We start from the raw sequence: 11,760 nt of genomic DNA on the forward strand, positions 1-11,760 counted from the left end.
CTCTTTCACGGCGCGACCTCGACAATGCTCAGTTCCGGGATGGGGAAGACCAGCCGGCCGCCCCACTCGTGCACGAACGACAGCTGCTCGACCAGCTCGTCCCGCAGATTCCACGGGAGGACCAGCACATAGTCCGGCCGGTCGGCGCGGATCCGCTCGGGCGGCAGGATCGGGATACGGGCCCCCGGGGTGAATCTGCCGTGCTTGTACGGGTTGCGGTCGACCGTGTAGGCGAGCAGATCGGGCCGGACGCCGCAGTGGTTGAGCAGGGTGTTGCCCTTGCCGGGCGCGCCGTAGCCGACGACCGTCTCCCCGCGCTCGGCCGCCTCGATGAGAAACCGCAGAAGGTCCCGGCGCACCTTGGCCACCCGCGCGGAGAACTCGGTGTACCCGGACAGCTCCCGCAGCCCGGCGGCCTTCTCCCGGTCCAGCACCTCGGCCACCCGGCGGCTCGGCTCGCCGGCCGCCTCCGCGGGCCGCGCCCACAGCCGCAGGGACCCGCCGTGCGTGGGCAGCAGCTCGACGTCCACGAGCGCGAGTCCGCCGCTCTCCAGCGCCCGGGCCGCGGACGCGACCGTGTAGTACTGGAAGTGCTCGTGATAGATCGTGTCGTACTGGTTCTCCTCGATCAGCGTCAGCAGATGCTGCACCTCGACGGAGACCCAGCCGTCGTCGGCGACCAGGGCCCGCAGCCCCCGGGTGAACCCGACCACGTCCGGGATGTGCGCGTACACATTGTTCGCCACGACCAGATCCGCCGGGCCGTGCTCGGCGCGGACGGCCGAGCCGGCCTCCGGGTCCAGGAACCGGGTGAGCGTGGGCACGCCCGCCTCCCGCGCCGCGGCGCCGACGTTCACCGACGGCTCGATGCCGAGACAGCGGATCCCGCGCTCCACCATGTGCCTCAGCAGATACCCGTCGTTGCTCGCGACCTCCACCACGAAGGAGCCGGCCCCGAGCCCCAGCCGCCGCACCGAGCCGTCGACGAACGCGCGCGCGTGCTCCACCCAGGACGTCGAGTACGACGAGAAGTACGCGTACTGCGTGAACGTCTCCTCCGGGCTGATCAGCGGAGGGATCTGCGCGAGCCAGCAGTCGGTGCAGACCCGCAGATGCAGCGGGTACGCCGGCTCCGGTCCGTCCAGTTCGTCCGCGGCGAGAAAGCTCTCGCACGGCGGGGTCGCCCCCAGATCGACGACGCTCTCCAGCGCCGCCGAGCCGCAGAGTCGGCATCGTGTCATCTACTGCCCCCATCCCTGCCCGCGCGGGCGCCCCGCCGCGAGCCAGTGCCTTCGTCCACCACCGGCGGCGGGCCGTCCCCGCCGCCGGACCGGCCCGCGATCGCGGAGCGGTAACCCTCCACCAGGCGCTCCAGCCCGACGGCCGGGCTGAAGTCCCGCTCGTAGCGCTTCCGGGCCGCCCGGCCCATCTCCCGGTTGCGCTCCGGCCCGGCCGTGATCCGGCGCAGACAGGACGTCAGCGAGGCGCGGTCGCCCGGCCGGTGCAGCAGCCCCGTCGCCCCGTCCTCGACGAGTTCGACGAACGCGCCGTGACCGGCGGCGACGGCCGGAACCCCCGCCGCCATCGCCTCCGCGACCACCAGACCGAACGTCTCCAGCGACATCGAGGGAGCCACCACGGCGACCGACCGCGCGACGGCCCGCCGGCACTCCGCCGGATCCCACAGACCGGCGTACCGCACATCGTCACGGCCCGCCGCCCACGCCGTCACCTCCCGCTCCAGCGGACCCGCGCCCGCCACCACCAGCGGCACGCCCACCCCGCCGGACGCGGCGATCTCGTCCCACGCGGCCATGAGCAGCCGTACGCCCTTCGCCTCCGCGAGCCGGCCGAGAAAGAGCAGCTGCTCGCCCGGCCCCGACCGGCCCACGCCCGGTTCCGGCACGAAGTTGTGCTTCACCGCCAGCCGCTCGGGCGGCATTCCGGACCGCACCAGGACATCGCGCTGCGCCCCGGAGATGCAGAAGAAGCGCTCCACCCCGGACCACCACCGCCGCCGGTTGACCAGCAGACCGACCGCGAGCGGCACCGTCGCCAGCCGGGAGTCCCGGTAGCAGCCGTGCCGGACGGCGGGCAGCGGCGCCGCCGAACCGACGCACTCCGTGCACGGCCGGCCGTCCCGGTGCAGCGTGCCCGGCGGACAGATCTGGGTGTAGTTGTGCAGCGTGGCGACGACGGGCACCCCGGCGTCCGCGCAGGCGGCCAGCACCGCGGGCGACAGCAGCGGGAAGACGTTGTGGACATGCACCACGTCCGGCCGCTCGGCCCGGAGCCGGCCCGCCAGCTCCGCCCGGACCGCCGGATTCCACGGCACGAGCAGCGGCACCGCCGCCTTCCCCAGCAGGGACCGGCCGGCGATGTCGTCGCTGCGCCGCTCGAACACCTCCACCCGGTGGCCGGCCGCGCGCAGCAGCCCCACCTCCTCGTCGACGACCCTGTTCTCCCCGCTCGGCTGCGCCGAGGAGTAGCGGTTGTGCACCACAAGGACATGCATGCTCAGGTCACCTCCTGGTCCGTCTCGGGATACGTCGTACGGGGACCTCGGCCGCCGGGAGGGCCGCGCCCCCGGCGGGCGCCGCCAGCAGCGCGGCGGCCAGCGCCAGATGCAGCAGATACGCGGACGCGTCGCCCAGCCCGGCCTCGGTGTACGAGGAGATCGCGCAGTAGCTGATCAGGAAGATCGCGCAGGCCCTCGGCAGCGACGGCGGCCGCAGCAGCGCCACGCCGCCCAGCACGACGACCATCGCCCCCACGAGGCCGATGCCGATCAGCCCCTGCTCGTGATAGACGGCCAGCCAGCTGTTGTCGATCGGCAGCCCGCCGAACGACTTGTCGCCCAGGCCCGTGCCGAAGATCCGCTCCCCGGTCGTCCGGGGCGCCGCCGTCAGGGCGTCCCAGACCTTGGCCCGGCCGGTGAGATTGGAGAAGTTCTCCTGGCTCTGCCCGCGCAGGAACCACGCCTGGAGCGCGGAGCTGAACGCGACCGCGGCCACCGCGGCGCACAGCACCGCCCAGGCGAAGAACCGGCGGGCGGCGGCGCTGGTCAGCACGAGCGAGCCGATCGCCAGCCCCAGCCCGACGAGCAGACCGAGCGTGGCCGTCCGGGTATGGGTCAGCGCCAGCAGGACCAGCGACGGCACGATCACCAGCGCCGCGCTCGCCCCGGTGGTCCGGCGGCCCAGCAGAAGCAGCACGGTGAGCCCGATGATCACCGCGGTGTACTGTCCGATCTGCGGCGGGGTGAGCGGCCACAGCGCGCCGACCAGCCGCCCTCCGTAGTACTCGGGCATGGCGACGCCCGGTGAGAGCGCCAGACCGGCGGCCACCGACCCGAGCACCGCGAAGTACATCCGGATGTGGTGCCGGACGAAGGTCAGCCCGCCGTCCCACCAGCGGCTGAGCAGCCACAGCGTGCCGACGAAGAGAGCCAGCCGGACGCATCGGAACAGCGCGCCGAACCCGACCTCCAGCTGCACGCTGGAGATCACGCTCGGCACCAGCAGCAGGGTGAGCAGGGACAGAAAGGCGCCGGCCCGCACGCGCAGCCGCGCGTTGAGCGCGAGAGCCAGCGCGAACGCGGCGACCAGCGCGCCCATGGTGACCATCTGGATCAGGGAGCGGGGCAGGGTGACGATCGTCTTCGCCCCGGCGGAGCCCAGCGTGTTGAGCCCCAGCAGCGCCCAGACGATCCCGACGGCCTTCGGCGTGCCGCCGGGGCGCGCGCGTGTCGCGTCCGGCGGGGCCGGCGGAGCGCCGGGCGTCGTGTCCTGACCGTGCGCCGGAGCGCCGCTTGTAGTGTCCTGGCCGTGCGCCGGAGCGCCGCTTGTAGTGTCCTGGCCGTGCGCCGGAGCGCCGCGCGTCGTGTCCCCGCCCATCTCAACCACCGGTCCGCGGGTCGAAGGTGCTGCCCGCGTCCTGCTGGTACGGCGTGCTCTGCCACTGCCCGGAGTCGAGTTCCCGGCCCGGATCGCCGGCGACGAAGCTCCACGGCCCGCGGTAGACGTTGTCGTGCCAGCGGTTGTGCTGCCGATGGGTGATCGCCTCGGCCACCCGCTCGCCCCGGTACGGCGACCAGTCCGGATAGGTGCCGTAGTTGGCCAGCACCGCCATCCGGCCGCACTCCGCCGTGCACTCGACGACGGAGGCGTCCAGGAGGAAGCGGTTGCCGTGGATGTCCACCCGCTGGGTCTTCCACCGGCAGTCGGAGTGGAGCGGCGCGGCGGCGATCGCCGGCCGTGCGCAGCGCTCGGCGTCCTTCACCAGCAGGGTGCAGTAGCCGGTCGAGGTGTTGGCCGGGCTGTTGCAGAACCGGTCGGCGTTCTCCCACAGGGTGATGCCGTTCCAGTTGTTCTCCAGCACGTTCCGGTAGATCTCGATCTTGTCCGTGCGGGCCCGGATCCGCGGTTCGCCGCCGGCCTCGGAGACGTAGACGGTCGCGAACGGGAAGCTGTCGCCGCGATCGGCGCGGCCGCGGCCCTCGACCCAGTTGTTCCGCCGGATCATGTTGTTCCGGATGACCGCGTTGTAGCTGGTCTCATAGATCAGCGCGGCGCCGTCGTTGTCCTCCAGCACATTGTTCTCGATACGGAAGTCATTGTTGTTGTTGTCCGCCCACAGCCCGGCGCCGCGGTTTCCGTGCACCCAGTTCCCGCGCACGTCGGCCCCGTCGACGGCCCAGAACTTGACGCCTCCGCTACAGCCGCAGCCCGGCCTCCGGCGCTCCCAGTCGTCGGTGTTGTTGCCCGTGATCTCGTTGCCCTCGACCACCAGACCCCGGATGGAGTCCCCGGTCTTGTACGCGTTCATCCCGTACTGGCCGTTGCCGCGCAGACAGCTGCCGCGGACCCGCTGGCGGGCGCCGGCCATCAGCCCGGCCCCGGAGTTGTACTGGATCGTCGCGTGCTCGATCAGCCACCCGTCCGCCATGTCGTGATTGACCACGCCCTCGTTGTTCGGCGCGACGAACCGCTGCACGGTCAGATGGCGGACGGTGACATCCCGCGCGCCGCCGCCGAACGCGTACTGATTCACCCTCCGGCCGTCGAGCACCGCGCCCGGCGCGCCGAGATAGCGATTCCCCTCCTTGGGCACGACCTGCGCGTAGCGGTCCGGCGCCAGCCTGTGCTTCCCCGGCCGGAGCCAGAACGTGGTGTACGGGGGACTGCTCCTGGTCTTCGCGGCCAGGTCGCCGACCACCGCGGGATCGACCGTCACCGCGCCCGCCGGCGCCCTCGCCGGTCCGGCGGCGGGCCCGGCGCACACCCGGGCGGGGGAGACGGAGGGCGCGGCGGGCGTACCGGCCGCCGGCCGCGCCGGGGCGTCCGAGGAGCCCGTACAGCCGGCCGTCGCCGACAGGACCAGCGCCGCCACCGCCATCACCCGCTTCCGCCCCTTCATCCCCACGCGTCCTCCTCGGTCCTGTCCTTCTCCCTGATCCGGCCTGATCCGGAGGAAGGGGCCCTAGCCGCCGAACCGGAGCACGGTGGTGAACTCCCCCGACGCCGCCCCACCGCCGGCGAAACCGGTGCCGATCAGCGTGGTGGCCGGTTCCTTGCGTCCGAAGCCGGCGGAGTACCAGCCCAGCGGCGGCCCGGTCTCGCCGCGATGGGCCCGCCAGGACAGCCGCTCCGGCAGATCGAGCACCGCGGAGCGGTCCTCGCCGTCCCGGGTCCAGGTGAGCACCGCCCGGCTCCCCGCCAGCTCCGCCGCGATCGCCGGCCCGAGGTGGAACGCCAACTCCGCCGTCCGGCGCGGACCGCGCACCTCGTCGACCACGCGCAGCTCGCGGCGCGCCGCGATCAGCTCCACCCGGCGGCGGTGCACGGAGTCCCGGTAGCCGTCGTGCTCGGCGCACCAGCGGAGCCCGCTCCTCTCGGAGACGTCGGCGGTCAGCACCCGGCTGCGGGCGTGCCGGGTCCACAGGAACGGGCCGCCGGAGACGGACTGGTCACCGCCGTCCAGCCGCAGGGTGTTGTGGCCGAGGGTCGAGCGGAAGTACCGCCGCCACTCGGGCTGCCCGTGGTAGCAGAACGTCCCCGGGTCGGCGAGCACATCGACCCCGTCGTGCCGCACCTCCACGGACAGCGCGTCCGCGTGGGCGTGCGCGGCGATGGAGAGGAAGCCGTGCGGACCGCCGTCGCAGCGGCACCAGATCTCCCCCGGACCGCGCAGGACCGTCAGCCCCGCGTCGGCGAAGTGGGCCGGCCGGCTCGCCGGGCGGGTCACGGCCGGCGCGCTCCCGTCCCGCGCGTACGGCCGGATGAGCGCGGCCAGCAGCGGGGTGCGCACATCGGCGCGGGGCACCGCCGGCCACCAGTCGAGCCGGCCGAACACGGTGTCCCCGGTGGCGAGCAGCGAGGCCCAGCGGTCGCCGCCCGCGCCGTCCACCACCAGACCGTGCCCGTCGTCCGCGTCCCCCTGGCGCGGCGGCCGCAGCCTGCTGTCCACGATCGCCGCGAGCGCGTCGGTCATGCGCAGCAGCACCAGCCGTACCGACCCGGGGACCGGCACACCGGCGGCGTCCGCCTCGGCCACCGCTGCCAGGCCCAGCTCCAGCACGAGTCCGTGGTACTCGGTGGCCAGCTCGCGATTGAGGCCGGAGGGAAAGGTGTTGCTCCGCAGATGCCGCTCCAGCGACCGCGTCGCGTCGTCGCGCCAGCGCGCCGAGGAGGGGAACCATCCGAACGCGCAGGCCGCGGCCAACTGCCCGGCGGCCTCGGCGACCACATGGTTGTTCGCCGAGGAGCCCCGGCTCGGGAAGGCCGCCAGCCAGCGCTGATGGTGCCAGATCTGGTTCCGCGCCACCGCGTTGTCCTCGAACAGCCCGGCCGCGCCCGGCCAGCCGTCGAGCAGCCGGCGGACCCACACCCAGGAGAGCAGCCGGATCCCCAGCTCGATGCCGCTGATCCAGTGCACCCCGCGCAGCGGCGGATTGGCCGCCCACCACGACCGCAGATGCCCGGCCGCCCGCTCGGCGTACCGCTCGTCGCCGGTGATCGCGTAGGCGGCCGCGAGCACGGTGAGGTGCTGATGCCGGGACAGCTCCCAGATCTGCTTGACGTCCCCGATCGCCTCCTCGCTCCGGTACGGCACGTCGAAGGCGTAGCCCGACGGAGCCCGCCGCCCGGTCTTCGGGTCGTACATCCAGTCCGGGTCGGCCAGATCGTCGCGGTCCACCCCGAAGTACACGGCGTGCCCGGCCAGCAGCCGGTCCGCCTCGGCGACGAGACGCTTCGCGGCGTCCGGCGGCACCGAGTCGACCGCCCCGGCGGGCAGCACCGCGGTGAACCGCGCGCCGCTCACGACCGGACCGTCCGGCGGCGCCGACGCCCGCCACCGCCGTCTGCGCACCGCGTCGCCCACCCGGCCGCCGACCTCGCGCGGTCCCATCCGCGACAGCCGCCGCAGATACCAGCCCACGGGCGCGCTCGGGCTCATCGCGTCCGCTCCAGCGTCACCGGCGCGCCGCCGGCCAGACCGGTCCGTACGGCGAGGGTGGCCGCCGTGGTGGCGACCAGCGACTCCAGTGGTACCGGCATCGGCCCGCCGGTCCGCACGGCCCGCAGGAACGCGTCCAGCTGGGCGCGCTGGCCCTTGTCCCGGACCCTGGACAGCCGCGGGCTGCTCCACCGCCTGCGGCCGTGGACCGAGGCGCGGACGAAGTCGTCGAGCCGCAGCACCTTGCCGTCCGCGATCAGGTCCAGCGTCTCCTTGGGGAAGGCGGGCGAGCCGTTGGTGACATAGCTGAGCGTGGCGGTCGACCCGCCCGGGTAGCGCAGCACGATCTGAAGGTCGCCGCCGCCCTCGTCGCCGGACGCGGCCACCGCGTACACCGACACCGGGTCGGCCCCGAGCAGCCAGCTCGCCGTGTCGATGAAGTGCCCGCCCTCCCCGGCGAACCGCGAGCCCTCGGTGTCCTGCCGGAGATACCAGCTGCCGTGCTCCAGCCGGCCCGCGTTGACCAGATAGCGCAGGCTCGCCGGACCGGTCCGGACGCCGAACCGCTTTCTGGCCTCCCGCAGCAGCGGCGCGAACCGGCGGTTGAAGCCCACCTGCAGCCGGTCGTTCCCGGACTCCTCCACCGCCGAGACCACCCCGGCCAGCTCGTCCTCGGTGAGCGCCAGCGGCTTCTCCACGAAGACCGTCTTGCCGGCCAGCAGCGCCCTGCGGGTCAGTTCGGCGTGCGAGCTGTGCCGGGTGACCACGAACACCGCGTCGACGGACGGGTCGCCGAGCACGGCGTCGAGATCGGTCGTCGCCTCGGCGAAGCCGAACTTCCGCTTCGCGTTGACCGCGGACAGCGCCGTCGTGGTGACGACCGTGGACAGCTCCACGCCCTCGCGCCGGGCCAGGTGCGGCAGCAGCATCGACGTCGCGTAGTTCCCCGCGCCGACGAAGGCCAGCCGCACCGGGGCCGCGGCGGACCGGCCCGTGCCGGGGCGGGCCGGGACGGACGCCGCGCCGCCGCGCCGCACCGGGGGCACGGCGACCGCAGGGGCCGCCGCGCCGGCCGTTTCCCCCGCGGGCGCGGCGTACCGGAACAGCACCGCCACGGCCTTCAGATCGCCGTCCTTCAGACTCCGGTACGTCTCGACGGCGTCGTCGAAGTCGGCGACATGGGAGACCAGGGGCTCCACGTCCACCCGGCCGCGGGCGACGAGATCGAGGAAGCACGCCAGGTTGCGGCGCTCGGTCCAGCGCACATAGCCGATCGGGTAGTCGCGCCCCTCCAGTTCGTACTCGGGGTCGTAGCGCCCGGGGCCGTAGCTGCGGGAGAAGCGGACGTCCAGCTCCTTCCCGTAGTACGCGTTCCACGGCAGGTCCAGACGGCACTTGCCGATGTCGACGACCCGTCCCCGGTCCCGGCTCAGCCGGGCGGCCAGCTCGACGGGCTGATTGCTGCCGCCGCCGGCGGCCAGATACACCTGGTCCACTCCGTGCCCGCCGGTCAGCTCGGCGACACAGCTCTCCACGGCCGCGGACTCGGGATCGCCGCAGGCCGCGGCGCCCAGGCGCTCGGCCAGCTCGCAGCGGACCGGGTCGGGGTCGACCCCGACGACGCTCACTCCCGAGGCGGCCAGCAGCTGCACCACCAGCTGCCCGATGAGCCCGAGACCGATGACCAGCGCCACATCGCCGAGCTGCGACTCGCCCCGGCGGACGCCCTGGAGCGCGATCGACCCGACGGTGCCGAAGGCCGCGTGCCGGGGCGCGAGACCGTCCGGCACCCGCGTGCAGAGGTTCTTCGGCACCCAGTTCAGCTCGGCGTGCAGCGCGTGCTCATTGCCTGCGCAGGCCACGACATCGCCGACGGCCACATCGTCGATCCCGGCGCCGACCCGCTCCACCACTCCGCTCAGCGAATAGCCCAGCGGCGTGTAGGAGTCCAGCTTGCCCATCACCTTGCGGTAGGTGGCGGGCACCCCGTTGGACGCCACGCTCTGCAGGACCTTGGCGACCTGGTCCGGCCGGGAACGGGCCTTGCCGAGCATCGACATGCCGGCCTCGGACACCTTCATCAGCTCGGTGCCGGTGGAGATCAGCGAGTAGTCGCTGCGCACCAGCACACCGCCCGGCTTGCACTCCGGCGCCGGCACGTCGAGCAGCGCCAGCTCGCCGCTCTTGTAGTTCTGCACAACCTGTTTCACCCGAGCTCCTCTTGTCTCCGCGCCGTCGAGCCGTCTGCCGTCCAGCCGTGTGCTGTGCGCCGTGTGCCGTCGAGCCGTCCGTCCGCCATGAAGGCGTGTGCCGTGAAGCTGTGAGGCTGTGAAGCCGTCTGCCGTCGAGCCGTCGAGCCGTCGAGCCGTGTGCCGTTCAGCCCGGGCCGGAGCCGGAGCCGGAGGTCGCGCCGCGATACCAGTGCTCCAGGGTCAGCACATGCCACAGATGCTTGGAGTAGTCCTGGTGCCCGGCGGCGTCCTCCGCGACGAGCCGCGCCAGCGCCTCCCGGCGCAGGAACCCGGAGCGGACCAGCTCGCCGTCGTGCACCACCTCGCGCACCAGCGGCGCCAGGTCCCGGCTCATCCAGGCCCGCAGCGGGGCGCTGAACAGGCCCTTGGGCCGGTACACGATCTCCCGGGGCAGGATCGAGGAGGCCGCCTCCTTGAGGACGGCCTTGCCCTGCCGTCCCACGATCTTGCGGTCGCCGGGCACGGCGAACGCCGCCTTGACCACCTCGACGTCCACGTACGGCACCCGCACCTCCGTCGACGCGGCCATGCTCGCCCGGTCCGTGTAGGCGAGGTTCAGACCCGGCAGGAACATCCGGGCGTCGCCCAGGCACATGCGGTTGACGAAGTCGTCGAGATCGTTGTCCCGGTAGACGTCCGCGTGCTCGGTCAGCACGTCCTCGACCGTCCCGGCCAGATCCGGATGGACCAGCCCGAGCAGCTCCTCCCGGTCGTACATGGTGTAGCTGCGCCGGAAGGCGGTCTCCTCCGGCAGCTCGGCGAAGGAGAGGAACCGCTTCGCGAAGCGCACCGACCGGTAGCCCCGGCGGGACGTGGCGACCGGCAGCAGGTCCACGGTCCCGGACAGACCGCGCCGCAGGGCCCGGGGGACGCGCTGGTAGCGCAGCGCGAGCAGATTCGCCAGATGCTTGCGGTATCCGGCGAACAGCTCGTCGGCGCCCATCCCCGAGAGCATCACCTTGACCCCGGCCTCCCGGGCGGCCGAGCAGATCAGGAAGGTATTGATCGCGGCGGGGTCGCCGATCGGCTCGTCCAGGTGGTAGGTCATCCGGGGCAGCAGGTCGGTCACCTTCGGAGCGATCTCTATCTCCCGCAGGTCGACGCCGAACTGCTCGGCCACCCGCCGGGCGTGGCGCAGATCGTCCGGCATCGCCTCGAACCTGGTGTCCTCGGCGCGGAACCCGATCGTGTAGGCGGAGATCCCGGGGCGTTGCCGGGCCGCCAGCGCGGTCAGATAGCTGGAGTCCAGCCCGCCGGAGAGGAAGGTCGCCACCGGCACGTCGGAGACCAGATGCCGCCGGTTCGACTCCTCGACGACGGCGGCCAGGTCCGGCGCCTCGCCGCCGCGCGCCCGGTCCCGCGCCTCGGCGGCGACGTCCCGGAGATTCCAGTACCGGCCGCGCTCCACCCGGCCGTCGGGCCGGCACCGCAGCCAGCTCCCCGGCGGCAGCTTCTCCGCCTCGCGGTACGCGCAGCGCGAGTCCGGCACCCAGTAGTACAGCAGCGAGGCCACCAGCGCCGCCCGGTCCACCTCCAGCGACCCGCCGGTCACGGCGGCGAGCGCCTTCAGCTCGGAGGCGAACAGCAGGCCCGTGCCGCGCCGCAGCAGGAACAGCGGCTTGACGCCGAGCTGGTCGCGCGCGAGCACCAGATCACCGGTCCGCTCGTCGAAGACCGCGAACGCGAACATGCCGCGCAGCCGGGGCAGACAGTCCGTGCCCCAGCGCCGCCAGGCCTTCAGCAGCACCTCGGTGTCGGAGCCGCCGCGAAAGCGCGCCCCGGCGGCCGTCAGCTCGGCGCGGAGTTCGGGCGCGTTGTACAGCTCGCCGTTGTACGTGAGGGCGAGACCGTCCGAGACCATCGGCTGCGCGCCGGTCCCGGACAGATCGATGACGGCCAGCCTGCGGTGTCCGAGCTGCACCTCGCCGTCGCCGAGGGGACGGCCGTAGCGGCCCGCCCCGTCCGGACCCCGGTGGGCGAGGACATCGGTGAGCCGGTCGGTCACGGCCTTCCCGTCCGGCCATCGGTACGTGCCTGCGATGCCACACAT

General features: G+C 73.3%; 7 protein-coding genes. All 7 read right to left on the reverse strand.

The window, feature by feature from the left end:
* Nucleotides 1–5: 5 nt before the first annotated feature.
* The 7 genes from ACF089_RS06110 to asnB all read right to left on the reverse strand — a co-directional run bounded on the left by ACF089_RS06110 (nt 6) and on the right by asnB (nt 11,760).
* The gene (locus ACF089_RS06110) at nt 6–1,241 is read right to left on the reverse strand and encodes a class I SAM-dependent methyltransferase (RefSeq protein WP_392022460.1); all 1,236 of its coding nucleotides are present in this window, start codon (nt 1,239–1,241) and stop codon (nt 6–8) included.
* Nucleotides 1,238–2,515 (reverse strand): glycosyltransferase, encoded by a 1,278-nt coding sequence (locus ACF089_RS06115; protein ID WP_392022462.1) that lies wholly within the window; start codon nt 2,513–2,515, stop codon nt 1,238–1,240. The genes ACF089_RS06110 and ACF089_RS06115 overlap by 4 nt, the downstream gene beginning before the upstream one ends.
* A gap of 7 nt (nt 2,516–2,522) precedes the next feature.
* On the reverse strand, nt 2,523–3,896 hold the full coding sequence (locus ACF089_RS06120) for an O-antigen ligase domain-containing protein (protein WP_392022465.1): 1,374 nt from the start codon (nt 3,894–3,896) through the stop codon (nt 2,523–2,525).
* A 1-nt stretch (nt 3,897) separates the two neighbouring features.
* On the reverse strand, nt 3,898–5,418 hold the full coding sequence (locus tag ACF089_RS06125; RefSeq protein ID WP_392022467.1) for a right-handed parallel beta-helix repeat-containing protein: 1,521 nt from the start codon (nt 5,416–5,418) through the stop codon (nt 3,898–3,900).
* 63 nt (nt 5,419–5,481) lie between these two features.
* A complete protein-coding gene (locus ACF089_RS06130; RefSeq protein WP_392022470.1) occupies nt 5,482–7,458 on the reverse strand; it encodes an alginate lyase family protein in 1,977 nt (658 codons plus the stop codon).
* On the reverse strand, nt 7,455–9,668 hold the full coding sequence (locus tag ACF089_RS06135; protein ID WP_392022473.1) for a bi-domain-containing oxidoreductase: 2,214 nt from the start codon (nt 9,666–9,668) through the stop codon (nt 7,455–7,457). The genes ACF089_RS06130 and ACF089_RS06135 overlap by 4 nt, the downstream gene beginning before the upstream one ends.
* Before the next feature lie 166 nt (nt 9,669–9,834).
* A complete protein-coding gene (asnB, locus tag ACF089_RS06140) occupies nt 9,835–11,760 on the reverse strand; it encodes an asparagine synthase (glutamine-hydrolyzing) (RefSeq protein ID WP_392022476.1) in 1,926 nt (641 codons plus the stop codon).

Origin of the sequence: Streptomyces sp. NPDC014894 (genome assembly GCF_043080985.1) — a bacterium.
GTDB lineage: Bacteria > Actinomycetota > Actinomycetes > Streptomycetales > Streptomycetaceae > Streptomyces.